Source organism: Pseudoalteromonas sp. NZS37 (genome assembly GCF_015864265.1).
Taxonomy (GTDB): domain Bacteria; phylum Pseudomonadota; class Gammaproteobacteria; order Enterobacterales; family Alteromonadaceae; genus Pseudoalteromonas; species Pseudoalteromonas arctica.
Genome location: NZ_JADYXL010000011.1, coordinates 47,519 through 73,300, shown reverse-complemented (window position 1 = coordinate 73,300; position 25,782 = coordinate 47,519). Strand labels below are relative to the sequence as shown.

Genomic DNA, 25,782 nt, shown 5'->3' with positions numbered 1-25,782 from the left:
ATTAGTTAGCTACCACGTTAAGTAGCTTGCCTGGTACGTAAATGATTTTACGAATGGTTGAGCCATCAGTAAATTTAGTTACGTTAGATTCTGCAAACGCAAGGGCTTCTACTTGCTCTTGAGTTGCACCAGCTGCCACTGTTAACTTAGCGCGAAGCTTGCCGTTTACTTGTACGATGATTAGTTTTTCATCTTCAACAAGTGCAGACTCGTCAACTTTTGGCCATGCAGCATCTAAAATCTCGCCTTTTTTACCAAGCTCTTTCCAAAGCTCATGCGATAAATGCGGAGTAATAGGTGCAAGCATAATAACTAATGCTTCAAGTGCTTCGTTAGCAATCGCTACATCTTGTTTGTCGCTCAGTGGTGCTTTTAATAACTTATTAGAAAGCTCCATAATGGCTGCAATAGCGGTGTTAAAGGTTTGACGACGTTCAACATCATCAGTCACTTTAGCAATTGCTTTGTGTAAGTCGCGACGTAGTACTTTTTGCGGGTTAGTTAGCGCTGATTTATCAAGTGCTTGGTAACCTACTGTTTTAACGTCTACCGCGTATTTCCATACACGTTTTAAGAAACGATGTGCGCCTTCAACGCCTGAGTCTGACCATTCAAGCGTTTGCTCTGGTGGTGCTGTAAACATCATGAATAAACGCACTGTATCTGCACCATACTGGGCAATTACATGTTGTGGGTCTATACCATTGTTTTTAGACTTAGACATTTTGCTCATGCCTGATGAGAATACCGGCTCGCCGTCTTCCTTATGCCATGCTTTAGTAACGCGGCCTTTTTCGTCGGTTTCGGTGTTTACATCAGTTGGCGAAATCCAAATGTCGCCGCCTTTTTCATCTTTACGATAAAATGTTTCAGCAAGTACCATACCTTGACAAAGTAAGCGGTCAAACGGCTCGTCTGAATTAACTAAACCAAAGTCACGTAATAATTTATGGAAAAAGCGTGAGTACAATAAATGTAAAATTGCATGCTCAATACCACCAATGTATTGGTTTACTGGTAACCAGTAGTTAGCAGCCGCTGGATCTAGCATGCCTTCGTCGTAGCGTGGGCTACAGTAGCGTGCGTAGTACCAAGACGATTCCATAAAGGTGTCAAACGTATCAGTTTCGTGAAACGCAGGTGCGCCATTTACTGTTGTTTTAGCCCACTCTGGGTCTGCTTTAAGTGGTGAAGTTACACCGTTCATTACCACATCTTCTGGTAAGCGAACTGGTAGCATATCTTCTGTTGCAGCAAGTTCTTTACCATCTTCATCGCTAAGCATTGGAATTGGAGAACCCCAATAGCGCTGACGGCTCACACCCCAGTCACGCAGGCGGAAGTTTACTTTACGCTCACCAACACCGAGTGCTTCTAATTTATCGGCAATCGCTTTAAAACCAGCTTCAAAATCAAGGCCGTTAAATTCACCCGAATTTACAAGTACGCCTTTATCGGTAAATGCTGATTCTTTTAGGTTTACTTCAAGATCTGAACCTTCAGCAGGCGCAATGACTTGTTTTATATCTAGGCCGTACGCTGTTGCAAACTCAAAGTCGCGTTGATCGTGTGCAGGTACTGCCATTACAGCGCCTGAGCCATAATGCATTAATACAAAGTTAGCAACCCAAATTGGTACTTGCTCGCCCGTTAATGGGTGAGTGGCGTAAAAGCCTGTTGCTATGCCTTTTTTCTCCATTGTTGCCATGTCTGCTTCGGCAACTTTGGTGTTTTTGCATTCTTCAACAAACATTGCAATAGCATCGCTATTTTTAGCGGCTTCTTGTGCAATAGGGTGACCACCAGCAACAGCAACATACGTAACACCCATAAAGGTATCTGGACGTGTTGTGTATACGCTAAATGTTTCGTCGTTATCGGTGCGTTTAAATTCAATATCACACCCTTCAGAGCGGCCAATCCAGTTGCGCTGCATTGTTTTAACTTGCTCTGGCCAATCTTCTAACTTGTCTAAATCGTCAAGTAGCTCTTGTGCGTAGTCGGTAATTTTAATAAACCACTGTGGAATTTCTTTTTGCTCAACCACAGCGCCTGAACGCCAACCGCGACCATCAATAACTTGTTCGTTAGCAAGTACAGTTTGATCCACTGGATCCCAGTTAACTGTCGACATTTTTTTATACACTAGGCCTTTTTCGTAAAGCTTAGTGAAAAACCACTGCTCCCACTTGTAGTATTCTGGATGACACGTCGCAATTTCGCGATCCCAGTCATAACCAAAACCTAATTGCTTAAGTTGGGTACGCATGTAATCAATATTTTCGTATGTCCACTTAGCTGGTGCTGTTTTGTTTTTAATAGCAGCGTTTTCTGCAGGTAAACCAAACGCATCCCAACCCATAGGTTGCATTACGTTTTTGCCTTGCAGGCGCTGGAAACGAGAAACAACATCACCAATGGTGTAGTTACGCACATGACCCATATGCAGTCGACCACTCGGATAAGGGAACATAGAAAGGCAGTAATACTTTTCTTTGCTCTCATCTTCAGTGACTTTAAATACCTGGTTTTCTTCCCAGTAGCTTTGTACTTTTGACTCTATATCTTGCGGGTTATATTGCTCTTGCATCTATGGTTCCAGACTTCTTGCAAACTAATAAAAAATTGCCGTTAGGATACCCCAAATAAAACACTATTCACAGCGTCAAAAACATGCTTTTATTAAATTGTAACTTTCAGTGCAGGTTAACCTGCCTTTTTATAGTGTGGTTAGCTAAAGACATAAGTTACAGACTGATTTAACAGCAATTTTGAAGGAGTAAAAAATGACTGATTACAAAACATGGCTTAGCAGTTTTACCCATTGGATAAAAGATGTGAAAGAGCATGGTTTAAAAGATGTGGTTTCTGGGTTTGTTGAATCTGAGCAGGCGCTTAAAGATTTAAGTCAAGAAAGATATGAGCTCTACAAAAGTTATTTAAAGAATGATATTGAACATATAGTAGAGAACGAATCACACTATAATTCGCTTGCATGGCAAGAGCTTAAAGAGTCTCTTTGGTTTGAACTTTCGCACATAGAAGATAAAACTCAACTTGAGTGGCAATCTCTTAGCCAAGATTTTAAGCACAATGGTGTGTATCACGCAGGCGAATGGATAGCCATGGGCACATTAGTATGTAAGAATTGCACCCATAGTTACGATGTTTATCACGCTACACAAATTACACCGTGTATTGAATGTGATGGAATCTATTTTAGTCGTAAGGCACTGCACCCTTAAATATAAGTATTAAGTGGCTGCGGGCCACTTAATACGCCCAAAGGCCAGCGAATATGCTGGTAAAAAAAGAAGTTAGAATGACGAAAAAATTGCTGCCACTATCTGTTTCAAAGCTCGCACCGAGTATTTCTACTAATCACGTAAACACGTGTATGAACAATCCATACCCAGAGCAACTTACGTTTATAGGCCAACAACGCGCCCAAAGTGCTTTAGATTTTTCATTAGGGATGGAACTGCCGGGTTACAACGTTTATGTAATGGGCGAGGCCGCTCACGGGCGCTTTACGCTTGTTAAAGATAAACTTAAACAACACGCAAAAGACCGCTCAACGCCAAACGAATGGTTATACGTAAACAATTACGATGACCACAGAGAACCTATTGCGCTGTTTATGCAACCAGGTCAAAGCAAGCAACTTAGTGACGATATAGATTCATTTTTAGATGAAGTACTCGACACCTTTCCTGCGGCATTTGATAACCCAGCGTATCAGCGTAAGAAAAAATCAATCGATCGTGAATTTAACGATGCCTACGACAGTGCTATTACCGCAGTAGAAATTGCGGCATTTGAGCAAAGCGTTGCATTAGTTGAAGAAAAAAATTCAGTAGGGTTTGCACCACTTGTAGATGGTAAACAATTGAGCGACAGCGAATTTGGCGAACTTGAAGAAACGTTACGTGAAGAGTTTTTTGAAAAAATTGAAAAGCTAGAAGATGCATTAATAGAAGCGTTAATAGAGCTGCCACGTTGGAAACGCGAATCAAAAGAAAAACAACGCAATCTTAAAAAGTCGACTGCAGAGCAAGCCACTAAACCACTTTTAAAAGACTTAGAACATAAATATGCCACGCATATTGGTGTACTGCGCTATTTAAAAGATATACGCGTTGAAATTATAGACGCGGTACTTGAATGGCTAGATGACGAAGATGAAAGTGAAGAAAGCAAAGAAGACTTTGATCGCAAAGGCATGCTTACCGACTTTTTTGCACCTAACATTTTAGTTGAGTTTAAAGAAGACGACGCAGCACCGGTTGTGTACGAGCCCAACCCAACGTTTGGCAATATATTTGGCAAAATTGAGTACTCAACATCGCAAGGCTCTTTAATTACCTGTTATCGCTCAATTCAGGCTGGTGCATTGCATCGTGCTAATGGCGGTTATTTAATTATGGACGCTGAAAAAATCATGGCAAATCCACAAGTGTGGGATGGTTTAAAACTCGCGTTAAAAACACATCAAATTAAAAACGACTTACCGTATCAAGACAGCACAGTAGGGACTAGCTTTACACTTCGCCCGCAGCTTATACCGCTTGATGTTAAAATTATTTTATTAGGTTCGCGCGAGTTGTACTACACCATAGGTGAATACGACGAAGAATTTGCAGAGCTATTTAGAGTATTAGCCGACTTTGATTACTACTTGCCAAGTAGCGATAAATTGCAATACCAGTTTATTACTAAAGTAACCGAGTATTGCGAGCAAACATTAAAGTGCACTGCAACGCAGGCTGCTATGGTGCGTTTACTTAAATTTAGTTACCGCCAAGCTGAGCATCAAAATAAATTATCAGCGCGTTTTGCTGATGTACTTGAACTTATTGCAGAAGCCAGTTACTACGCAAAGCAAGACAAATTAGCCGTTATTGACGCGCACCATATTGACGAAGCCATTGAAGGCAAGCAATACCGTACCGGCCAAATTAGCGAAAATATGCTCAGTGATATAAAAGAAGGTCACACACTTATTGCAACCGACGGCCAAGCCATTGGTAAAGTAAATGGCTTAACCGTATTACACATTGGCGATACCTCATTTGGTACCCCTGCGCGTATTACGGCAACGGTTTATGCTGGCGCCGATGGCGTAATAGATGTTGAACGCGAAGCTGAGCTTGGTAAAGCAATTCACTCAAAAGGTGTAATGTTGCTTACCGGTTATTTAGGTAATAAATATGCGCAGCACTTTAGCTTAACGCTTAGCGCTAATATTGCCATTGAGCAAAGCTATGGTTACATAGATGGCGATAGCGCATCTTTAGCAGAGTTGTGTGCGCTTATTTCGTCTATTACAAGCCTACCTATTAGCCAATCAATTGCGCTTACAGGCTCTATTAATCAACACGGCGATGTACAAGCCATTGGTGGCGTAAACGAAAAAATAGAAGGCTTTTTTAAACTGTGTAAAATGCGTGGTTTAACAGGTTCGCAAGGCGTTATCATTCCTAAATCAAACCAAGTTAACTTAGTGCTTGATGACGAAATACTTAATGCAGTTGAAGCGGGTAAATTTAATATTTACGCAGTTGAAACCGTAGACCAAGCGCTTAACTTGTTAATGGATATAGAAGCTGGCGATATTATTGATGACCAGTATCCAGAAAACTCAGTAAACGGTATTGCACTTGCTCGCCTTAAAGAGATTGCCGACATAGTAAACGGCGATGATGACGAAAAAGACGAAGAGCTAGACAACGAAAAAGGTTAATGATGATTAATATAATTTTGGCGGTAGTTATCGCCATTTTTTGTTTTTTAATATTTCAAAATAGTAAAAAAGCAAAACAACAAGCAGGCATAAATGCACAAATAGGTGCAGATTATTTAGCCGCTAACTCAAAGGTAGAAGGCGTAGTAGAAACGACTTCTGGCTTGCAGTATAAAGTAATCCATAAAAGCGAAAACGAAAACACACCAACCCCAAAAAGTATGGTTAACGTGCATTACCACGGCACACTAATCGACGGCACTGTGTTTGACAGTTCAGTAGAGCGTAAAACACCTATTAGCTTTGGTTTACACCAAGTTATTAAAGGCTGGACTGAGGGTTTACAACTTATGAGCCCCGGCGATAAATACACGCTATATGTACCGCACCAATTAGCGTACGGCGAAAAACGTGTAGGGAGTATTCCTCCTGCCTCAGTACTTATATTTGAAGTAGAGTTACTGGCAATTGAGTCTTAGTGATCAAATAACAAGGAAGTAAATTATGAATAAAGACGAATTACTTAAAATAGCCAAGGGTGATATTAACTTTACCTTTCAATCTATCATTTATGCATTAGCGCTGTGCTTACTCGTTGCAGCTGTTTTTTTACTAGAGATGAGCGTTAACCTACAAATGGGTTTAATAGTTTGTATTATCGGTGTGTTTGGAATGACTATTTATAATAATTTAAATACTCGCCTAAATGCGGCGCTTGCACTTATTGCGCTCTCACAAGATAACCAAAGTACTAAGTAAGCAACGAGTTAGTTTAATAAATTGGTATAAGCCCTACTTTAATAAAGTGGGGCTTTTTGCTTTTAGCTAACATTAAAATTTACTCAAGGATTTTAATACGAGGTCGATACCTATAATAGTTACAAAGCTATTTTAGGGATAAAATAATGAAGATTTCACCGACTCCCATTCCATACCAAGTATACAGCTCAAATACTCAAACTTTAGCGCAATCAGATAAACTACCTGTTGAAAAAGCGAGTGAAGAAAAGAACGAGGAAGAGAGTGAGGAAGAGCCAAAATATGTGTTATCAAAGTTTTTAGATACCAAAGCACAAGAATATAGTGAAGATAACGCAACGTTTGGCAACCAATATAAAAACCTAGAAAAAGTATACAAGCACTTCGCTGGGCGAGTTATTGCGCTGCAAGAGCAAATTAATAAACTTAAACAAAGCCCCGTACAACGTAGTTTAACTATAAACACTTCTGCAAGTGAGCTAAATAAAAGTGATGCGAGTTTAACTTTAGATGCTGACCACCTAGGTGCAAAAAAATACAAAAACACGCAACAGCAAGAACAAATAGATATGTTAGAGCTGCAATTAGGGGAGTTAAAGTCAGAGCAAGCAGCAATAAAACAACAAATGGTTGAGCTGGTTATTAGTGAAATGAAGAGGCGGGGCGACGACTATACTATTTAGCGCCACCAACATGCTGGTGGGTTAGCTTTTAAACTCAATTTTACCCACTTCAAGTTTAAACTTACCTTCTTGCTTGCCTGCAATCATAAAGCCTAGCTGTTTTATATCGTCAAAATCAATAATCGGTTGTTGCTCAAGCACGCGGCCGCGATACGTTAAAGTAAAATCACTCGGAGCAAAGTTTATATCTACCCATTCATTTTTTACTGTTTTAAATGAGTGGGTGTACGCTGCGCCATCAAGGTAATTGGTAGTTCTGAGCCTAAGCTGATAGGTTTGTCCATCCCCTTTAACGCGCAGTGCTATAGCTTTAGTATTTTGGCTTTGTGTATTTAGCTCTGTACGTATTGATGCAAAACCGCCGTTATTATCAAGCGAAACATTGCCTGTAAAAAGCAAACTTTCTTGAGTTTGTGTTACTTGGCTATTAGATACACCGCCCATTACTGAGTCGTTAACAACGTACCAGCGCTGGTTTGCATTCGCTTGTGCACTTACAACTAATAAATTAAATACAAAAAGTGATGATAGTTGCTTTGTTGTCATACGTGTTTCCTAATTGGCATTAAGTAAGTGGAGTACTTATAACTAATACGCTTTAATAATGTATTTGTTCACTAATTTAAAACTAATTATTTTTACGAGCCCACTTATCCATTATTTTATTAAATAATATTTCATCATCAGTTTGCTCACCAGGGCAGGTCTGCGCGCTACCTTGAGGCATGCCATTACTACCAAATACGGTTGAAGTATCAATTAAATAGCATTTACCGTTAAATTTTTCTAATCGTCGTGTGCCTATTGTATTTTGGCTAATAACTTCCGATTTTTGTGATTTAACCGGTGATTTAATTGTGGGCGTGGCAGCTATTGCATCATCAGTACTATCTGAGTTATCGGCTTCGCCAAACGTGACCATTTTTTTATGCGTTAAGTTATTTATAGGTGCGCCATAAATAGGCGCATACGGGTTAAGTTTTTTAAACGTTTGCGTGTTGGTATTAATGGTGTGGGCAGAGGGGTGAGATTTATTTGTAATAGTGGACTTTGTTACTGTTGTTGTTTTTGGTTTTTCGTCACGTTGTTTGGGTGCTTTAGTAACTTGTGTTTGAGTTGTAGGTGTTTTATTAGTGCTTATAGATTCAGGTACTTTTTTTACCTCTAACTTTGCAGGCTCAGCAATCGGTGCGTTAGTGGTGGTGTTAACGGTGCTTAACTTAGGTTGGGTTGATAAGTTAACCATTACATAAGCGTTTATTACGGTGTCTTTTTTTGTTTGAGGTTCTTCAACCTTTATTTTTTGCGAAAGTAATTTATGTGAAAGTAATAAGTACAGCAACACGCCATGTATACATAACGAGATAACCCACGGCCACGCATTCCCTTTATTCACATCAAACCCTCAACTTAATAGTGCTGTTAAGAGTCAATAAAATACATTTAGTTCACCTAAAGTTAATGTGTTTTACTTTGTAGCTTTATTGCAGATACAACAAAACTATTTTGCAGTTTTTGTTGTTTTTGCATGTGCTTTGTTACGTTATTATGAGCGCAATCAAACTTAGGAGGCATTATGACATTACTTTTTGAACCAATAGAGCTTGCAGGTAAAACATTAAAAAACCGTATTGTTATGCCCCCAATGACTCGCTCGCGTTCAACACAGCCTGGCGATATAGCTAACGACTTAATGGCAACATATTACGCACAGCGCGCAAGTGCCGGGCTAATTGTAAGCGAAGGCACGCAAATTAGTGAGCTTGGTAAAGGTTACGCTTGGACTCCGGGTATTTATTCAAATGAGCAAGTTGCAGGCTGGAGTAAAGTAACAAGCGCAGTACATAGCGCTGGTGGCGTGATGTTTGCTCAGCTTTGGCATGTTGGCCGCGTAACTCACAGTGACAACACCGGTGGTGTGCAGCCTATTTCAGCCTCGGCCATTGCTGCAAAAGACGTAAAAGTATTTGTAGATACAAACGGCGCACCGGGGTTTGTAGACACCCAACTCCCACGCGAAATGAGCAAACAAGATATTACGCATGCCATAGGCGAATTTCGCCAAGCTGCTAAAAATGCAGTTAATGCAGGGTTTGATGGCATAGAGCTTCATGCTGCTAATGGTTACCTTATTAATCAATTTTTAGACTCAGAATCAAATGCTCGCACCGATGAATATGGTGGCAGCGTGCAAAACCGAATACGTTTTTTAATTGAAGTCGTAAATGCTGTTAGCGACGAAATTGGTAGCAGCAAAGTAGGCGTAAGACTAGCCCCGTTAACAACTCTTAATGGCACTGTAGACGAAAACCCTGAGGAAACTTATTTAGCGGTTTCTGAGGCATTAAATAAAGCCGGTGTAGGTTACATGCATATAGCCGAAGCCGATTGGGATGACGCACCTTTAATGAGTGTTGAGTTTAAACACGCTATTCGTAAAGCCTACAGCGGTGTATTAATTTACGCAGGCAAGTATACCAAAGAGCGCGCAGACAAAGCACTTAGCGAAGGCTGGGCCAATATGATTGGCTTTGGTCGCCCGTTTGTATCAAACCCAGACTTACCAGCACGCTTAAAGCAAGGCAAGCCTCTTAACAGCCACAACCCCGACACTTTGTTTGGTGGCGCAGAGCAAGGCTATACCGATTATCCAGTTACAAATTAAATTTATATATAAATAAGGAGCTGTAGCATACAGCTCCTTATTTGTTTTAATTACACTGAGAGTACTTACTTAATTGCAGTAATAAACTCTTCGTCAGAATACAAGTTCCTAAGTAATTTTTGAGCAAGCTCTACATAGCTTCGTTGACCATTTGGGATTGCAATTGCGCCAATAAATGAAGAGTCGAAATCATGTTCAGCTGAAATTACTTTTTCAAATAAAATTGCATCGTCCTCTGAAACAACAAAATTTACTTTTATAAATGAATTCCCCTCTGAGAACCCTGTTACATCAATATCTTGGTCAATAACCTTACCAGTCACTTGCTTTTTAGCAACACCAGACCAAAGTTTAGCCAGTTTTAATTCTTGTATTAAAGCGCTCTCAATATATTCACCATAGCTGTTGCCTACAGATGAAACAAGAGGAGAGCCTCGAAGTGATATCTTATTTAATTTTTTTTCAGATTCAATTCTTCCGACTGAGACTGGTGTATTAGACTCTTCTTTTAGTTTAGAAACGTTGCTGATATCTGCACTATAAGGTGGAACTTGAATGGTACATGCACTTAAAAATAAAGCCGCGATTAAACCTAGTGAACTTTTATACTTCATTTTATTTCTGTCCTTATTTATAAATTTGATTGATCAAGTTCTACAACTAGTTTGTTAAATGCTTCTTCTGTTGCACGTTTTGCAGATAAAGAAAAATCATTTTTAAACTCATCAAATTCAGCTTTGCCAAAACCTTTAACTTCACTATTCCATGCTATATCGCCATTGTTATTTAAAGTTTTACAGTTTAGCGTGAAAGTAAATTCTGTAGGAGGCCATGTGAATAAGCTATCTGAGCTAGATTGCGTTGTTATTGTCGGTATGAATACATACTCAATTTTTTTATCTTTTAAAAATGTACTATCAGTTAATGATTCAAGCTTATAAACGTTTTCAAATTTATTAGAAAGCACAGTATACAGCGCTGCTTCTGTGTCTTTATAAGGTTTGTAACTAACATTATCGCCACCACCGCCAGGTGTTTTTACTTGTTTTTTTATATCATCTTCAGAAATATAATAACCCACAACTGATGCTGATTTATTTTCTGTAACCTGAAGTTTTTCAGTGTCTGGATTTAAACTTATCTGGTGGGCACAGCCACTCAAAATAAGGACCGAAAACAAGAAAAACACATTAGTTAATAACTTCAAAATATACTCCATATATTTAATTTTTAGTGTGAAAGCAGTTTCAGCATCAATATATGTTCAATAGTTACTTTTGTAAATTATGTTAACTTTATATTTGTAAACGGTTGTAACTTTTAGTGTTTGTGGGGGGCGGTTTTCTTAAAAATAAAGCAGAGTTAATCTTGAGCAAAAAATAAAAAACGCGTAAGTTAACCGGGTTACCTATTTTAATAACAAGAAAATAAATGAAAGCCAAAGAGATAGAACAATTAGAATTATCAAACTCTGAAACCCGAGAAGTTGTTACCCCCTACGCCTTTAAAATTGACAGTGCTTTACTGGGCTTGCCTTTAGCTACGCCAATTCGGCGTGCACTAGCGATTATTATTGATGTTGCACTGATATTTTTAGCGGCCAAGCTTAGCGCGGCTTTAATAGCATTTGTTGCTGCAATGGCTTTTTATAAAGGTACGGCACAGCAATACCTTCCAAAAATATCGAATGTGTGGCGAAGAATCTTAAAAATAACGGCAGCAAGTATTTTATTTGTAAGCGCACTTACTGTGCTTTCAATTGGCATTGATTACCTAGAAGACGATAACGCTGATCAAGCTTTAGCTGTTCAGGGCGTAAAAATACAAGATGAAATTCAGCTTACTCCCACAGAAAAACAACAGGTAAATACTTATTTAGCGCAAACAGCCGATGACAGCTGTGAGGAACCTTGCCAACAAAACGCGCTTGATAATTTAATCGGGCAAGTACCTAAATTAGCAGAAATGGACGACCTACAAAACCCACAACTTGCTACCGTACTTTTACAGCTACTAGTGCTCAGTGAAAATAACGAAATAAAGCCTGCGCAGTTAATAGAAGAAAAACCTGCACAAACAACCACAAATAGTATTTTGCAGTGGAGCAAAGGCATTATTCAAGACTTGGGCTTAGGTTTTGGCTGGGCTGCAGTTTACTTTACGTTGTTCTCGTTACTTTGGTGCGGCCAAACACCGGGTAAAAAGGTATGTAATATTCGTGTTGTCGCCCTAAGCGGCGAGCCATTAGGTTTATTAGACTGTTTTGGTCGCTACGGCGGCTACGGTGCAGGCTTTGCCACAGGCTTGTTAGGGTTTTTACAGATATATTGGGACCCAAACAGACAAGCCATTCAAGATAAAATATCAGCGACTGTGGTTATTAAAGGCGACTTGAATCAAGTTGTAAATGTGGAAACGGTAGAAGAGACAGTTCAAAATTAGTTAAGAAAGGACTAAAATAAGGCCTTAATTTAGTTCTTTATAGATGTTTTATGAGACAAGTAAAATAGTCGTCTCTGTATAACTTATCTAAATGTTTAATGGTTTGAAATATACAATTTATTGACATATTCGTCAGGATGATTAATATCAGTATCGTAGTAGATTTGAATTAAAAGCTACATCACGATCTATTTGTTAAATTATGTTTCTTATAAGGAGCGCCGTTATGAGCTGGTTCAATTTCTTTCGTTTGTCTCCTAAAATAGATAAACAGTTAAAAGAACTCTCAACTGAGTTGAGTGATCATCAAATCAAAGAAGTAAAAAAATTATTTGCTCAACACGCTAAAAGTGAAATTGATGTATATATGCCTAGGAATGACACATTTAGAGTGGATATGAAGTCTTTAAGAGACAGCCCTGTTGTAAAAGAGCAATTACAAGCCGCTAGTAGGTTGACTCATCCAACTTCTTAAAATTTAAAATAAAGTGCCTATATTTAATAAGGCACTTTTTAGTTGCACCATATGATAAAGCCTACAATATTACTATTACTTGTTTTTGGAGTCTCAGGGTATAGCCTGCTGAATCACTACCACAAAACACACTTTCCTCTTCATAGAAGTAATGGTTATCATACATTTTTTAAGTCTACTTCCGTAGGCTTGTTTGCATTCCTTATAAGTGCATTTATTTTCTTACTTATCAGTGAAGTAGCAACGTTATGCGATATTAATGTCGACTTGGGGCATTGGTTTTTAACGGAAGTTTTGTTATTTTCCCATGTAGAAAAGCATTGGGTTGCTATTGTTGATATCAGTACAATAACTTTTTTCATGTCGATTGTATTACCATGGTTGATATACAAGTTATTTGATAGGGAACACCTCCTAGAGGATGAGTTTCTAAAAGATGCTGATAGTCCTGAATTTTCTCGATTATTCCACCGTTCAAATAAAACGGGGCTCCCAATTTTATTTACTATGTCTGATAGAAAAGTTTATATAGGTTATATCTATGAGATACAGGCGAAAATACAATCTAATGATATATATATTCTTCCTGTAATGGCTGGCTATCGTGACAAGGATAATTTAAAGTTTATTGAAGTTACACCTTATGAAAGTGTAATTAAAAATATAGAGAAAGAAAAAAAACTAGAGTTATTGGATAATTTGAACTCTTTAGCTTTGGATGAGGTTTCCAGAGATAAATTATTAGAATATAGCTCTGTATTGTATGAAGCATGGGACAAGTTCTTAGTCGCGTTACCATTAAGAGAGATTACATACGCACATTTACACGATTTGAGCCATGAGCAAAACTTTAAACTGGGTGAGGAAGCACTTAGATCATCAGTGAAAACACAGTAATTTAATATTACTCTATGCGCAGACAGAGCTAATATTAAAGGTGTCTTAAAATTTATAGTTATACTCAGTGCAGGTGAAATTATAAATTCAAGTAGCAAGAGATACTCAATCCCTTGCTACAGACTATAGCCATCAGTATTTACTTATTTTCTAAACCTAACCCCAAACCCAACAACACCCATCAAAAACACAAATCCCCATACAAACACATTGCCGTATTGGCTGTACACGCTGTCGCCTTTTATAAGCTTAATGTTGGCTTTCAATGTGGTAGCTTCAAACTGTGGCATGGTTTGTTGTGTGTGGCTTATGGGGTCGTATACAGCGCTTACACCATTGTTGGTAACACGCACTAGAGGGCGTTGTAGTTCGAGCGCCCGCATACGGGCTATTTGCATATGTTGCAAAGGCCCAATAGAGTCACCAAACCAGGCATCGTTACTTACAGTAAAGAGTAGGTCAGAGTCGCTTTTGTAATTACCGCGTACTAAATCGGCAAAAACAATTTCGTAGCAAATAGCGGGGAGTAAATTAAAGCCATTGGCGCGTAAGTTGTTTTGCACTTTGTCGCCACGCGTAAACGACGACATAGGTAAATCGAATAACGGAGCAATAGGGCGCAAAAAATCTTGAAAGGGTACAAATTCGCCAATAGGTAACAGCTGGTGTTTTTGATAGCGGTTTTTATCAAGGTAATGATAATGCCCGTGCTCGTCGCCGCGTTCTTTATTACCAACCACGATAAGCGTGTTGAATATATTTTTGGTGTCTCGCTGGTAGTCAACAATACCGGTTACAAGGGCGGTTTTATTAAACGAGGCGGCACTGTCTAAATTGGCTAGGTAGGAATCAGCAAGCATTTCTATTTCAGGCACTGCGGCTTCGGGCCATACTATTAAGTCGGCATCCCAATGTGGGCGTGTCAGGTCTTGGTATTTGCTCATTGTGGTCCAAAACTCACTTGGCTCAAAGCGCAGGTGTTGCTGTATGTTGCCTTGTACGAGCAATACTGACATGTTTTTATCTGTGTAATGAATACTGCCTGTGGTGTTTGCACCTGCAAAAATAAGCGCAACAGCTGTAGCCGTAACCGCCGGGGTTTTAAAATCTTTTTGGATAAGTCTATACAGTGCAAAGCCAATAGCGATACACACGAGGGTTAAGCCAAACTCGCCAATATAAGGGGCAAGCAGCCTTAAAGGTCCGTCGGTTTGTGTGTAGCCAAAACTTAACCATGGGAAACCGGTAAGTACGGTGCCACGTAAATACTCACTAATTGCAAAGCAGGCAATTAGTAATGCGCCAAAGCTTTTAGGGCCAATGGCAAAGCGTGTAGTTGCCCAAAAGGCAAGTGCAGGAAATAACGCTAAGTAGGCGCACAAAAAAGCCATTAACGAGAGCGACGCTATAAGCGGCATACCGCCAAAGGTGGCAATAGAAACATGTACCCAGCTTATACCTGCACCAAACCAGCCTAGGCCAAATATAAAGCCATATTTAGCAGCGGTTTTTGCGTGTGCTTTACCGGTATTATTGGGGTTGACGCAAAAAATTATGGCACCAAGGCTAATAAATACGATGGGCCAAATTTCAAAGGGGGCGTAGCCAAAAGTTAAAACAAGGCCCGCAACGAGTGCGAGCCATGCTTTTTTATCTTTTGCTAATAGGGTAAGTCTAGTTAGCAGTTTCTTCACTGTCGTTATCATCAGCCTTAGGAACGGTGACTTGCAGTTGCAAAATACGACGATTGTCGGCGTTGGTTACTTTAAATTGGTAACCTTCTATGTCAATCGTTTCACCACGGCTTGGCATATGGCCAAATGCGTGCAGTACAGTTCCGCCAATAGTATCGGCTTCGTCTGTGCTGTAGCCTGTTTTAAAATGCTCGTTAAAGTCATCTACAGGTGTGAGTGCTTGCACTACGTGAACATGTTTAGCAAGTCGACGAATATCTTGATGTTCTTCTTCTTCGTCGTGCTCATCTTCGATTTCGCCAACAATTATTTCAAGAATATCTTCAATCGTTACCAAGCCCGATACGCCGCCGTATTCGTCAATAACAACAGCCATATGGTAGCGTTGCTGACGGAATTCGTTTAGCAATGTATCAACACGTTTGCTCTCAGGTACTACCATTGCTGGGCGTAAATAATCGCGTATTGATGGTAAATGCTCGTCTTTATTTAAGATCAGTGGCAATAAATCTTTAGCGAGTAAAAAACCTTCTACATGGTCTTTGTCTTCAATCACCACAGGAAAACGTGAGTGAGTTGAGTCAACCATCATTGGAATTAGCTCTTCAAGCGGGCTGTCGATCTCAAGAGTGATCATTTGTGAGCGCGGAACCATTATGTCTCGCACTTTAAGCTCAGACACGCCAAGCACACCTTCTATCATCTCTTTTGTTTCAGGATCGATTACGTCTCGTTCTTGCGCATCGGCAATAACTTCGACCAGCTCTTCTCTATTCTGGGGTTCCCCTTGCAACATTTGGGCTATTCTGCCCAACCACGTTTTGCCAGAAGAACCCTGGCTAGATTGCGAGTTACCGTCGCTCATTGCGTCTAATTGCTCCGTTAATTTAAATATCGTCCCGGTATGGGTCTGCTATGTTTAGCTCTGCAAGTAATTGCTTTTCGATGCTTTCCATCTCTAAAGCATCGTCACTCTTTATATGGTCAAATCCAAGCAAATGCAAGCATCCGTGAATAACCATGTGAGCAAAGTGGTCATGAAATGACTTCTCTTGCTCAATTGCTTCAGCTAATACAATGGCTGGGCAAATAATTAAATCACCAACCAAGGGAATATCTATTCCTGGTGGTGCTTCAAATTCGAACGACAGTACGTTGGTCGGTTTATTTTTACCGCGATAGTCGTTATTAAGTTGTTGCGATTGCGCTTCGTCGCTAATAACGATACTGAGTTCTGACTCGTCACGGTATTGGCTAAGGGCTTTGTCGGCCCACAGTGCAAATTGCTCTTCGCTTGGGAGGTTGTCAAACTCACAGGCTATTTGTAAATCAAGTTCGGTTGTCAAAGTATTACTCTTTAGTAGTAGGCTGTTGAAGAGCAGCAAGTGCGTCTTTTGCATTTTGCTTTTCAATGCGCTTTAGTCGCTCGCTTTCGTCGTTTCGCTCGTAGGCTTCAACTATGCGTGCTACAACAGGGTGGCGTACTACGTCTTGGGCTTTAAAGTAGTTAAAGCTAATTTCGTTTACGCCATCAAGTACTTCCATTGCATGGCGAAGGCCTGAACGTGTTCCACGAGGTAAATCGACCTGTGTTATATCGCCTGTAATAACCGCTTTTGAGTTAAACCCTATACGGGTTAAAAACATTTTCATTTGCTCGGCGGTGGTATTTTGGCTTTCATCTAAAATAATAAAGGCATCGTTTAAAGTACGTCCGCGCATGTAAGCAAGCGGGGCGACTTCAATGATATTTTTTTCGATGAGCTTTTCTACTTTTTCAAAACCTAGCATTTCAAAAAGAGCGTCGTAAAGAGGGCGCAGGTACGGGTCTATTTTTTGACTTAAATCACCGGGTAAAAAGCCAAGCTTTTCGCCCGCTTCTACAGCAGGACGCGTTAATAATATACGGCGTATTTCTTGGCGCTCAAGGGCGTCAACGGCGGCAGCAACTGCAAGGTAGGTTTTACCAGTACCAGCAGGGCCTATACCAAAGGTAATGTCGTGGTTTAAAATATTAGCCACATAAACACCTTGGTTATCGTTACGTGGTTTAATCACACCACGACGCGTTTTAATCACCATTTCTTTGCCGTAAGCGCTGCTTGATGCGTCTTGCTCTAGGGCTTTTGATTCGGTAATAGCTAAATGAACGGCTTCGGGTTCTATTTCGCCTAAAACACCACGAACTGGCTGAGTATCAACATAAAGGTTTTTTAAGATTTCTACAGCGCCGGCGCAGTTGTGTAGTTTACCGGTTACTTTAAAAAAGTTGTCGCGGTGAATTATTTCAACAGCCAGGTGGCGTTCAATTTGTTTGATGTTTTCGTCAAACGGGCCACATAAAGAAGAAAGGCGTTTGTTATCGGCAGGTTCTAAATAAATCTCTAATGTTTTTAACTGATTACTCAAAATTGCTTCCTATAGTACTGCGCCAGCGTTAACTGGCGCTAATAGTGTGACTAAGGAACGAAAGAAGCTACGCCAATTTCGTTAACAGTGTCTGGTTTTGGCTCTGCTGCTGCAGCTTTAGTTAAAATAGCTGAAGGAGCGATTTCACGTCGTAAGTTCATTTCTGATTCTGTACGAATTAAGTCACCACGTAAAGAGTTAGGTAGTGCTTCGGTAATACGTACGTCAACAAACTGTCCGATCACTGTGTGCGGGCCAACAAAATTTACTACACGGTTATTTTCGGTACGGCCACGTAATTCCATTGGGTTCTTTTTAGAAGGACCTTCAACAAGTATACGTTGCTCTGTATCGAACATTTGACGGCTAATTTGCTGCGCCATTTGTGTAATACGGTTTTGTAGTAAGTATAAGCGTTCTTTTTTCTCTTGCTCTGTTACGTCATCTGGTAAATCTGCCGCTGGCGTACCTGGGCGTGCACTGTAAATAAAGCTAAAGCTCATATCAAAACCAATGTCGCTAATAAGCTTCATGGTTGCTTCAAAGTCTTCTTTACTTTCGCCTGGGAAACCAATAATGAAATCTGACGACATGCTTAAGTTAGGACGAATTTTGCGTAACTTACGAATTGTCGATTTGTATTCAATTGCCGTATGGCCACGTTTCATTAGGTTTAATATACGGTCTGAACCACTTTGTACTGGTAGGTGTAAGTGATCTACAAGCTCTGGTACATCAGCGTAAACGTCAATGATGTCTGGCGTAAATTCTACCGGGTGCGATGTGGTGTAACGAATACGGTCAATACCATCAATAGCGGCAATAAGACGAATTAAATCTGAGAAATAACATATTTCGCCATCGTGTGTGTCGCCGCGGTATGCGTTTACGTTTTGGCCTAGTAGGTTTACTTCACGTACGTTTTGCTCAGCAAGTTGTGCAATTTCAAGTAGTACGTCATCTACTGGGCGGCTAACTTCTTCGCCGCGAGTATACGGTACAACACAAAAAGTACAGTACTTAGAACAGCCTTCCATAATTGATACAAACGCAGATGGGCCATCCGCTTTTGGCTCTGGCAGGCGGTCAAACTTTTCAATCTCTGGGAATGAAATATCAACAACCGATGAGCCTTTGTTGCCTTGCACTTGTTTAATCATTTCTGGTAAACGATGCAATGTTTGCGGGCCAAAAATAACATCTACAAATGGTGCGCGTTGGCGAATAGAGTCACCTTCTTGTGAGGCAACACAACCACCTACACCAATTATTAAGTCTGGCTTGTCGTCTTTTAACAACTTCCAGCGACCTAACTGGTGAAATACTTTCTCTTGTGCTTTTTCACGAATTGAACAGGTGTTAAGTAAGATTACGTCGGCATCTGTTGCATCATCAGTTAGCTGGTAGCCGTTGGTGGCATCTAAAAGTTCAGCCATTTTCTGAGAGTCGTATTCGTTCATCTGACAACCCCAGGTTTTAATATGCAGCTTTTTGCTCATTGAAATATTGCCTCGTGTTCAATTCGATAGTGGCACAAAAATGTGCTAGAAACAGGATTAAGGAGCAAGCATGCTCACTTAAAGGAGGCGTATTTTAGCTGGATACCCGCCCAGATCCAAGTATAGTTTTCATGTTTGTGATCTCAAATCAATACGGGGCGAGTTTAATGTGCTGTTAGGGATATCCTCTGGTATAAAACAAATTAATTTTGATACAATCAAAACAGACTCAAGTAATAATAAAATGATGAAAAACATGACTAAAAATAATGTGATAGTGGTTGGCGGGGGCATGGTTGGCGCGGCTATGGCGATAAAGCTGGCTCAGCAAGGCTTTGGCGTGCGCATAATTGAAAAACACCTAATAGACCCATCGCACATTCTTAGTAGCGATAAGGTGGATATTAGAGTGTCTGCTATTAATCGTTTTTCAGAAAATTTACTTGATGAATTAGGGGCAATGCCTCTTTTAAGGCAAAACCGCATAGCACCTTATCAACAATTAGAGGCTTTTGAGCGCGGTGGTGACAATTTATTATTTGATTGCGCCGACATAAACACGACACATTTAGGCCACTTGATTGAAAATAGTTTAATTCAAGCAAGCTTGTGGCAGCAATTTGGGCATTATAAGATTGAGGTTATTGAGCAATCATTGCCGGTAACTAAAATAGAGCAAACGGATGATTTAATTACGCTTGTGTATGGTGATCAAACCTATACGGCTGATTTAGTAATTGCCGCCGATGGTGGGCAATCGCAGCTGCGCGATAAGGCGAATATTGGTATTACGGGTTGGCAGTACCAACAGCATTGCATGGGGGTGTTAATTAAACTCGATGCACCGCAACAAATTAAAACATGGCAACAGTTTACACCAAGTGGGCCGTTAGCATTTTTACCAATGCAGGCACCGTACGCTAATTTAATTTGGTACGACGATGCAAATACATTGCAAGCATTTAAAGGGCTAAGCCCAACTCAGTTAAAAACGCACATACTGAATAAATTCCCAGAACTTGCTGGAGACTTTGAAATACAAACCCATGCAGTATTTCCGCTTACTCGCCAACATGCTAATAATTATTCGCAAGGGCGCATGGTTTTAGTGGGCGATGCAGCGCATACAATTAACCCACTTGCAGGGCAGGGCGTTAATTTAGGTTTTCAGGACGTAGTGGCACTTGCTGAGGTTTTAAACGAAGCAGGAGATATAGGTTGCCCACTAAAACTTAAAGAATACGAGCGAGCTCGCCGCAGGGCTAATTTATTAATGATGAGCATGATGGACGCGTGTTACTTTGGGTTTTCTAATCAAATTACGCCACTTAAATGGGCACGTAGCCAGTTTTTAAAAATGGCTAATAATACGGGGCCAATAAAAAACTGGGTTTTAAAATACGCAATTAGTGGTGATTTAGGCTAAATTTAAAGTAGATATTAGAAAGGCTCATTTATGAGCCTTTTTTTATGCCTGTTTTTAAGTCAGCAAATAGTGACTCGGCTATATTGAACACGGTTTTAATTTAACTGGTGTTACATCATTAAATCGCAGTTTAATAACTTTAAAGAGCCTGTGTGTGGATAATTTTTTTACAGTAATAATTATTTTAGGTGCGCTACTGCTTGTTGCTAGCTTAAAAACAACCGTTAAAGTTTGTAAAAAAACATCGCAAAGAGCATGGAGTGTACTGCTATGCGCTATTATTTTTTTTATTATAGGGTATTGGTGGGTACTTTATTATTTTTCAAATCACGACATTGCACCCGTCGTTATGAATATGGTGGCTATGTTGTTACTTGGCGGTGGTGGGTTTGTTTTTTTAGTTATTAAACTGAGCTTAAAAAGTATTCTTAAAATAGAGCAAGCAACGCAGTATCAAAAATATCAAACTGAACACGATAACTTAACAACTCTACCTAACCGCGATAAATTTTTTAAATCTTTAAGTAAACAAGTTGAATATCCTTCCCCATTTTCACTATTTTATATCGACTTAAATAACTTTAAACAAATTAATGATGCGTTTGGGCATCAGTGTGGTGACCAACTCTTGGCTGCATTTGCCAATAAACTAAATAAAGAATTATGCGGCATTGCTAAGTTATATCGAATAGGTGGCGATGAGTTTGCTTTTTTATTGCATACCGATACAGATGAAAGCATGAATTATTGTGTAAACATTATAAACTCAGCCGTCAAAAGTCCGTTTTGTACGAATGAGCAAATGGTTAAAATACAATTAAGTATAGGCGTAAGCCGTTTTCCTGATGATAGCCGATTGCCCGATCAGCTATTAAAAAAAGCTGACTTGGCACTGCATGAAGCTAAAAAAACATTTCAACCTTTGGTAAATTACTCATCTGCAATAGGGAAACGAGCTGAGGACTTTTTTGATTTATCAGCCAAAATTAAAGTGGCATTACATAAAGATGAGTTTGAGCTTTATTTACAACCCATAATGGACTCTAAAGATCTGCAATTACATGGCCTAGAAGCGCTTATCCGATGGCCGCAAGATGATGGTAGCTTTATTAGTCCAGAAAAGTTTATAACCGTAGCTGAGCGTACAGGGCTTATTTTTCCTTTATCGAAATGGGTTGTACAAGAAGCCGTTAATCATATTAGAAAGCTCAAGCTATTTGGTTTCACCGGTACTATACATGTCAATTTATCAACGAAAGATATTGAAAGCAGCGAGTTTTACGATTTTATAATTAGTTTACTCGCAACCGACCCTACATTAAGCGACTCGTTAATTTTTGAGATTACAGAAGGTGCAATGATGACAAATATACCGGCTGCTAGAAAAATGATGCAACAGTTGAGTATGCGCGGGTTTAAATTTAGTGTTGATGACTTTGGTACTGGCTTTTCGTCACTGTCGTTATTAAGAGAGCTGCCAATTAATCAAATAAAAATTGATCAGTCGTTTGTCAAAGATATGCTTACTAACTCACCTGATTACGCCATTGTAGAATCTACATTGTTTTTAGCGAGTCGATTAAATTGCGATGTAGTTGCTGAAGGAATAGAAACTAAAGAGGTAGAACAGGCGTTGTTGAGTCTTAACTGTGATTATTTACAAGGGTATTTATATAGCAAACCAATAAATATAGATGAATTCATAAATGTTTATTTAAGTGCAGAAAAAGTAAGTTGAATTTAATGAGTATTGAGAAGTTTTAGACAGGGGAGTCAAATTGGCTGGGATACCAGGATTTGAACCTGGGAATGCCAGGATCAAAACCTGGTGCCTTACCGCTTGGCGATATCCCAACTATAAATTTGAATTAGTTTTAGTTCTTAATAAGAACATGGTGCGGAAGGAGAGACTTGAACTCTCACAACCTAAGTTACTGGAACCTAAATCCAGCGCGTCTACCAATTCCGCCACTCCCGCATCACTAAGTTGCTAATTTAAACTCTAAGCTAGAGCAATTCTTTTATCCAACTTTCCTTGGTAGAAGAAGTTGGCTGGGATACCAGGATTTGAACCTGGGAATGCCAGGATCAAAACCTGGTGCCTTACCGCTTGGCGATATCCCAACAAAGAATTCTTTATAATTTTAGTTCTTATAAGAACATGGTGCGGAAAGAGAGACTTGAACTCTCACAACCGAAGTTACTGGAACCTAAATCCAGCGCGTCTACCAATTCCGCCACTCCCGCATCAACAATTTGCCAATTTAAACTCTAAGCTAGAGCAATTCTTTTATCCAACTTTCCTTGGTAGAAGAAGTTGGCTGGGATACCAGGATTTGAACCTGGGAATGCCAGGATCAAAACCTGGTGCCTTACCGCTTGGCGATATCCCAACAAAGAATTAATGATAATTTTATTTCTTATCAAGAAATGGTGCGGAAAGAGAGACTTGAACTCTCACAACCGAAGTTACTGGAACCTAAATCCAGCGCGTCTACCAATTCCGCCACTCCCGCATCGTTTGTACAATAAAGTACAGGTAGTTATTTTAAACTCTTCATTGAGCTGCAATTTAACTCTTGCAGAGCCATTTCTAAAAGAAGAAATGGTGGCTAAGACGGGATTTGAACCTGTGACCCCATCATTATGAGTGATGTGCTCTAACCAGCTGAGCTACTTAGCCATTGTTGGCTGGGATACCAGGATTTGAACCTGGGAATGCCAGGATCAAAACCTGGTGCCTTACCGCTTGGCGATATCCCAACAATAACAATTGATAGTTTTAATTCTTATCAAGAATTATGGTGCGGAAGGAGAGACTTGAACTCTCACATCCTAAGATACTGGAACCTAAATCCAGCGCGTCTACCAATTCCGCCACTCCCGCACACAAGGTAGTTATTTTAAACTCTTCATTGAGCAACAAAAAAATAATGGTGGCTAAGACGGGATTTGAACCTGTGACCCCATCATTATGAGTGATGTGCTCTAACCAGCTGAGCTACTTAGCCATCTTTTTTTGTTAGCACTTCATCGCTGAGTGCGGGGCGTATTATGCTGATATGACCCAAATTCGTCAACACCTTTTTTGCAAAAAAACACTTAACTGTGTTTGTTTGCAGGAAAATTAAGCTAACAGGCTAAAATTTAATAAAAATGCTGTTTTTTTAGCTGCCTTTAAGGCGCGGAATCTTAATTAACCCTGTACTTCTTTAATTAAGCGATATTACAAAGATAGACTAGTTGAGGCTAATTATTATTTTTATAATGCTTAAATACAAAAAAGGCTCGTAAAAACGAGCCTTTAAAAATTATTACCAAGTGAAATTGGTTTAATTTGTACTTATACGTTGAACAAGAAGTTCATTACATCGCCATCTTTAACAATGTACTCTTTACCTTCTTGACGCATCTTACCTGCTTCTTTTGCGCCACTCTCACCTTTAAAGGCAACAAAGTCGTCAAAAGCAATAGTTTGCGCACGGATAAAGCCACGCTCGAAGTCGGTATGGATTTTACCCGCTGCTTGTGGTGCTGTTGCACCTACAGGGATTGTCCATGCGCGTACTTCTTTTACGCCAGCTGTGAAATAAGTTTGTAATTGTAGTAATTCATAACCACCACGAATAACAAGGTTAAGACCTGGCTCTTTTAGACCAAGATCAGCCATAAACTCTAGCTTGTCTTCGTCATCTAGTTCTGAAAGCTCAGACTCGATAGCGGCACATACAGGAACAACAATCGCATCTTCAGCTGCGGCAATAGCGCGTACGCGGTCAAGGTATGGGTTATTTTCAAAACCATCTTCAGCAACGTTTGCAATATACATTGTTGGTTTAATCGTTAAGAAGTTAATAGAGCTGATTGCTGCTTTTTCTTCTTTAGTTAGTGCTAGACCACGTAAAGTTAAGCCTTCGTCAAGATGCACTTTTACTTTTTCAAGTACAGCATTTTGCTCTTTAGCGTCTTTATCGCCACCTTTTGCTTTTTTTGAATTACGGAAAAGGGCTTTTTCAGCGCTATCCATATCAGCAAGTACTAACTCAGTGTTGATTACGTCAATATCGTCAGCAGGGTCAATAGTGCCTGCTACGTGGATGATGTTTTCATCTTCAAAACAGCGAACTACGTGGCCAATTGCATCGGTTTCACGAATGTTAGCTAAAAACTGGTTACCAAGGCCTTCACCTTTAGATGCGCCTTTTACTAAGCCAGCAATGTCTACAAATTCCATACTGGTGGTAAGAACTCGTTGAGGATTAACTATTTTAGCAAGTTCGTCTAGACGAGGATCTGGCACAGGTACCACACCTGTATTAGGCTCAATGGTACAAAAAGGAAAGTTAGCGGCTTCAATACCCGCTTTAGTTAGTGCATTGAAAAGCGTTGATTTACCAACGTTAGGCAAGCCAACGATGCCACATTTAAAACCCATAGTAAGATACCTTGTTTAGAATTCGTTTAAACGGTGTACTTGGACCCAAGTTACTAGGGTTTAAACGAATGTAGTCTGTTTTGTGCTTTTAACACACCATCTTTTGCAAGTATTTCCATGCAACGAACTGCTTCATCAACAGCAGCATCCATTTTTTCTTGGTCTGCTTTGGCCGCTTTTCCAAGCACCCAACCAATAACCATTTCACGATGCCCCGGATGACCTACACCAATGCGCAAGCGCATAAAGTCTTTTTGATTTGCCATTTTTGCAATAATGTCTTTTAAACCATTATGACCGCCATGCCCGCCGCCTTTTTTTAACTTGGCAACGCCTGGGTCTAAATCCAATTCGTCATGGGCAACTAAAATGTCCTCGACAGGAATTTTGAAAAAATTAGCTAAACTACCGACCGCTTTACCACTTAAATTCATGTAAGTAGTGGGGATCAATAATTTGAATTCTTGGCCTTGAATGATCACTTTGCCTGTAAGGCCGTGATATTTAGGATCGTATTTTAGGGTGCAGTTGTAGCGTGCAGCGATTTGCTCGATGAACCAAGCACCTGCATTGTGGCGTGTGTTTGCGTATTCGGGGCCTGGATTAGCCAGGCCCACAAGCATTTGAATAGAATTCAAGGTTGCGAGACCTTAAA

General features: G+C 39.9%; 23 protein-coding genes and 10 tRNA genes. 11 read left to right on the top strand and 22 right to left on the bottom strand.

The features are described 5' to 3' along the window. Position 1 precedes the first annotated feature (1 nt). Positions 2-2,590, bottom strand: a complete 2,589-nt coding sequence (gene leuS / locus I6F47_RS17530; protein ID WP_007585573.1) for a leucine--tRNA ligase — start codon at positions 2,588-2,590, stop codon at positions 2-4. A gap of 196 nt (positions 2,591-2,786) precedes the next feature. Here leuS and I6F47_RS17525 point away from each other — a divergent pair, with 196 nt between their 5' ends. From I6F47_RS17525 to I6F47_RS17505, 5 genes are all read left to right on the top strand, one after another. Further along, positions 2,787-3,245: a zinc ribbon-containing protein gene (locus tag I6F47_RS17525; RefSeq protein WP_007585575.1), complete on the top strand. Its 459-nt coding sequence runs from the start codon at positions 2,787-2,789 to the stop codon at positions 3,243-3,245. Between the two features lie 77 nt (positions 3,246-3,322). Then, on the top strand, positions 3,323-5,743 hold the full coding sequence (locus tag I6F47_RS17520) for a Lon protease family protein (RefSeq protein WP_024591122.1): 2,421 nt from the start codon (positions 3,323-3,325) through the stop codon (positions 5,741-5,743). Between the two features lie 2 nt (positions 5,744-5,745). Next, positions 5,746-6,222, top strand: a complete 477-nt coding sequence (locus I6F47_RS17515; RefSeq protein WP_033012432.1) for an FKBP-type peptidyl-prolyl cis-trans isomerase — start codon at positions 5,746-5,748, stop codon at positions 6,220-6,222. Positions 6,223-6,247: 25 nt separating this feature from the next. After that, entirely contained in the window at positions 6,248-6,502 is a 255-nt protein-coding gene (locus I6F47_RS17510; protein ID WP_002958531.1) for a hypothetical protein, read from the top strand. A 146-nt stretch (positions 6,503-6,648) separates the two neighbouring features. After that, positions 6,649-7,185 carry a hypothetical protein gene (locus tag I6F47_RS17505; protein WP_197184271.1) on the top strand — a complete coding sequence of 179 codons (537 nt, stop codon included), beginning with the start codon at positions 6,649-6,651 and terminating at the stop codon, positions 7,183-7,185. Positions 7,186-7,206: 21 nt separating this feature from the next. Here I6F47_RS17505 and I6F47_RS17500 read toward each other — a convergent pair whose 3' ends face one another. Continuing rightward, on the bottom strand, positions 7,207-7,731 hold the full coding sequence (locus I6F47_RS17500) for a CIA30 family protein (RefSeq protein WP_024609297.1): 525 nt from the start codon (positions 7,729-7,731) through the stop codon (positions 7,207-7,209). A gap of 82 nt (positions 7,732-7,813) precedes the next feature. Next, positions 7,814-8,581 (bottom strand): hypothetical protein, encoded by a 768-nt coding sequence (locus I6F47_RS17495; protein ID WP_197184270.1) that lies wholly within the window; start codon positions 8,579-8,581, stop codon positions 7,814-7,816. Positions 8,582-8,761: 180 nt separating this feature from the next. Between I6F47_RS17495 and I6F47_RS17490 the strand changes: the two genes are divergently transcribed. Continuing rightward, positions 8,762-9,850: an alkene reductase gene (locus tag I6F47_RS17490; protein ID WP_197184269.1), complete on the top strand. Its 1,089-nt coding sequence runs from the start codon at positions 8,762-8,764 to the stop codon at positions 9,848-9,850. Positions 9,851-9,915: 65 nt separating this feature from the next. Here I6F47_RS17490 and I6F47_RS17485 read toward each other — a convergent pair whose 3' ends face one another. Together I6F47_RS17485 and I6F47_RS17480 are read right to left on the bottom strand one after the other, a co-directional pair. Beyond that, positions 9,916-10,464, bottom strand: a complete 549-nt coding sequence (locus I6F47_RS17485; RefSeq protein WP_197184268.1) for a hypothetical protein — start codon at positions 10,462-10,464, stop codon at positions 9,916-9,918. A 17-nt stretch (positions 10,465-10,481) separates the two neighbouring features. After that, entirely contained in the window at positions 10,482-11,057 is a 576-nt protein-coding gene (locus I6F47_RS17480) for a hypothetical protein (protein WP_101164097.1), read from the bottom strand. Between the two features lie 224 nt (positions 11,058-11,281). On the opposite strand from I6F47_RS17480, the gene I6F47_RS17475 reads away from it, so the two are divergent. The 3 genes from I6F47_RS17475 (at position 11,282) to I6F47_RS17465 (ending at position 13,664) form a co-directional block, all read left to right on the top strand. Next, positions 11,282-12,292 (top strand): RDD family protein, encoded by a 1,011-nt coding sequence (locus I6F47_RS17475; protein ID WP_197184267.1) that lies wholly within the window; start codon positions 11,282-11,284, stop codon positions 12,290-12,292. A gap of 226 nt (positions 12,293-12,518) precedes the next feature. Then, positions 12,519-12,767, top strand: coding sequence for a hypothetical protein (locus tag I6F47_RS17470; RefSeq protein ID WP_197173613.1), 249 nt, complete (start codon positions 12,519-12,521; stop codon positions 12,765-12,767). A gap of 51 nt (positions 12,768-12,818) precedes the next feature. After that, on the top strand, positions 12,819-13,664 hold the full coding sequence (locus I6F47_RS17465) for a hypothetical protein (RefSeq protein ID WP_197184266.1): 846 nt from the start codon (positions 12,819-12,821) through the stop codon (positions 13,662-13,664). A gap of 143 nt (positions 13,665-13,807) precedes the next feature. Here the strand turns inward: I6F47_RS17465 and lnt are convergent, their stop codons facing one another. The 5 genes from lnt to miaB are packed head-to-tail and all read right to left on the bottom strand — an operon-like array spanning position 13,808 to position 19,266. Continuing rightward, positions 13,808-15,358 carry an apolipoprotein N-acyltransferase gene (gene lnt / locus I6F47_RS17460; protein WP_197184265.1) on the bottom strand — a complete coding sequence of 517 codons (1,551 nt, stop codon included), beginning with the start codon at positions 15,356-15,358 and terminating at the stop codon, positions 13,808-13,810. After that, positions 15,339-16,223, bottom strand: coding sequence for a CNNM family magnesium/cobalt transport protein CorC (gene corC / locus I6F47_RS17455; RefSeq protein ID WP_007585597.1), 885 nt, complete (start codon positions 16,221-16,223; stop codon positions 15,339-15,341). Before corC ends, lnt begins: the two co-directional genes overlap by 20 nt. A gap of 22 nt (positions 16,224-16,245) precedes the next feature. Next, positions 16,246-16,704 carry an rRNA maturation RNase YbeY gene (gene ybeY, locus I6F47_RS17450; protein ID WP_002958542.1) on the bottom strand — a complete coding sequence of 153 codons (459 nt, stop codon included), beginning with the start codon at positions 16,702-16,704 and terminating at the stop codon, positions 16,246-16,248. 4 nt (positions 16,705-16,708) lie between these two features. Continuing rightward, a complete protein-coding gene (locus I6F47_RS17445) occupies positions 16,709-17,767 on the bottom strand; it encodes a PhoH family protein (RefSeq protein WP_007585598.1) in 1,059 nt (352 codons plus the stop codon). Between the two features lie 50 nt (positions 17,768-17,817). Further along, a complete protein-coding gene (miaB, locus tag I6F47_RS17440; protein ID WP_101216148.1) occupies positions 17,818-19,266 on the bottom strand; it encodes a tRNA (N6-isopentenyl adenosine(37)-C2)-methylthiotransferase MiaB in 1,449 nt (482 codons plus the stop codon). A 169-nt stretch (positions 19,267-19,435) separates the two neighbouring features. On the opposite strand from miaB, the gene I6F47_RS17435 reads away from it, so the two are divergent. After that, complete coding sequence (locus I6F47_RS17435) at positions 19,436-20,692, top strand: FAD-dependent monooxygenase (RefSeq protein ID WP_197117985.1); 1,257 nt, start codon at positions 19,436-19,438, stop codon at positions 20,690-20,692. Between the two features lie 154 nt (positions 20,693-20,846). Beyond that, positions 20,847-22,430, top strand: a complete 1,584-nt coding sequence (locus I6F47_RS17430; RefSeq protein WP_197184264.1) for a putative bifunctional diguanylate cyclase/phosphodiesterase — start codon at positions 20,847-20,849, stop codon at positions 22,428-22,430. A 41-nt stretch (positions 22,431-22,471) separates the two neighbouring features. Here the strand turns inward: I6F47_RS17430 and I6F47_RS17425 are convergent. The 12 genes from I6F47_RS17425 to pth form a co-directional block, all read right to left on the bottom strand. Beyond that, positions 22,472-22,546, bottom strand: a tRNA-Gln gene (locus I6F47_RS17425). Between the two features lie 39 nt (positions 22,547-22,585). After that, a tRNA-Leu gene (locus I6F47_RS17420) sits at positions 22,586-22,670 on the bottom strand. Positions 22,671-22,741: 71 nt separating this feature from the next. Continuing rightward, positions 22,742-22,816 (bottom strand) — tRNA-Gln (locus I6F47_RS17415). Positions 22,817-22,854: 38 nt separating this feature from the next. Then, positions 22,855-22,939 (bottom strand) — tRNA-Leu (locus tag I6F47_RS17410). Positions 22,940-23,010: 71 nt separating this feature from the next. Next, positions 23,011-23,085: transfer RNA gene (locus I6F47_RS17405), tRNA-Gln, on the bottom strand. Positions 23,086-23,123: 38 nt separating this feature from the next. Then, positions 23,124-23,208 (bottom strand) — tRNA-Leu (locus I6F47_RS17400). Between the two features lie 90 nt (positions 23,209-23,298). Further along, positions 23,299-23,375, bottom strand: a tRNA-Met gene (locus tag I6F47_RS17395). A gap of 5 nt (positions 23,376-23,380) precedes the next feature. After that, positions 23,381-23,455 (bottom strand) — tRNA-Gln (locus I6F47_RS17390). A gap of 39 nt (positions 23,456-23,494) precedes the next feature. Then, positions 23,495-23,579, bottom strand: a tRNA-Leu gene (locus tag I6F47_RS17385). A 47-nt stretch (positions 23,580-23,626) separates the two neighbouring features. Beyond that, a tRNA-Met gene (locus I6F47_RS17380) sits at positions 23,627-23,703 on the bottom strand. Between the two features lie 332 nt (positions 23,704-24,035). Next, a complete protein-coding gene (gene ychF / locus I6F47_RS17375; protein WP_197184263.1) occupies positions 24,036-25,127 on the bottom strand; it encodes a redox-regulated ATPase YchF in 1,092 nt (363 codons plus the stop codon). A 53-nt stretch (positions 25,128-25,180) separates the two neighbouring features. Continuing rightward, positions 25,181-25,765: an aminoacyl-tRNA hydrolase gene (gene pth / locus I6F47_RS17370; protein ID WP_331458562.1), complete on the bottom strand. Its 585-nt coding sequence runs from the start codon at positions 25,763-25,765 to the stop codon at positions 25,181-25,183. Between the last annotated feature and the right edge of the window lie 17 nt (positions 25,766-25,782).

What these genes read in the sequence shown, in the direction of transcription:
- I6F47_RS17500 (WP_024609297.1), bottom strand. Translation starts at nt 7,731, where the DNA reads ATGACAACAAAGCAACTATCATCACTTTTTGTATTTAATTTATTAGTT.
- I6F47_RS17475 (WP_197184267.1), top strand. Translation starts at nt 11,282, where the DNA reads ATGAAAGCCAAAGAGATAGAACAATTAGAATTATCAAACTCTGAAACC.
- corC (WP_007585597.1), bottom strand. Translation starts at nt 16,223, where the DNA reads ATGAGCGACGGTAACTCGCAATCTAGCCAGGGTTCTTCTGGCAAAACG.
- leuS (WP_007585573.1), bottom strand. Translation starts at nt 2,590, where the DNA reads ATGCAAGAGCAATATAACCCGCAAGATATAGAGTCAAAAGTACAAAGC.
- I6F47_RS17490 (WP_197184269.1), top strand. Translation starts at nt 8,762, where the DNA reads ATGACATTACTTTTTGAACCAATAGAGCTTGCAGGTAAAACATTAAAA.
- miaB (WP_101216148.1), bottom strand. Translation starts at nt 19,266, where the DNA reads ATGAGCAAAAAGCTGCATATTAAAACCTGGGGTTGTCAGATGAACGAA.
- I6F47_RS17525 (WP_007585575.1), top strand. Translation starts at nt 2,787, where the DNA reads ATGACTGATTACAAAACATGGCTTAGCAGTTTTACCCATTGGATAAAA.
- I6F47_RS17505 (WP_197184271.1), top strand. Translation starts at nt 6,649, where the DNA reads ATGAAGATTTCACCGACTCCCATTCCATACCAAGTATACAGCTCAAAT.
- I6F47_RS17465 (WP_197184266.1), top strand. Translation starts at nt 12,819, where the DNA reads ATGATAAAGCCTACAATATTACTATTACTTGTTTTTGGAGTCTCAGGG.
- I6F47_RS17510 (WP_002958531.1), top strand. Translation starts at nt 6,248, where the DNA reads ATGAATAAAGACGAATTACTTAAAATAGCCAAGGGTGATATTAACTTT.
- I6F47_RS17515 (WP_033012432.1), top strand. Translation starts at nt 5,746, where the DNA reads ATGATTAATATAATTTTGGCGGTAGTTATCGCCATTTTTTGTTTTTTA.
- I6F47_RS17470 (WP_197173613.1), top strand. Translation starts at nt 12,519, where the DNA reads ATGAGCTGGTTCAATTTCTTTCGTTTGTCTCCTAAAATAGATAAACAG.
- I6F47_RS17520 (WP_024591122.1), top strand. Translation starts at nt 3,323, where the DNA reads ATGACGAAAAAATTGCTGCCACTATCTGTTTCAAAGCTCGCACCGAGT.
- I6F47_RS17485 (WP_197184268.1), bottom strand. Translation starts at nt 10,464, where the DNA reads ATGAAGTATAAAAGTTCACTAGGTTTAATCGCGGCTTTATTTTTAAGT.
- ychF (WP_197184263.1), bottom strand. Translation starts at nt 25,127, where the DNA reads ATGGGTTTTAAATGTGGCATCGTTGGCTTGCCTAACGTTGGTAAATCA.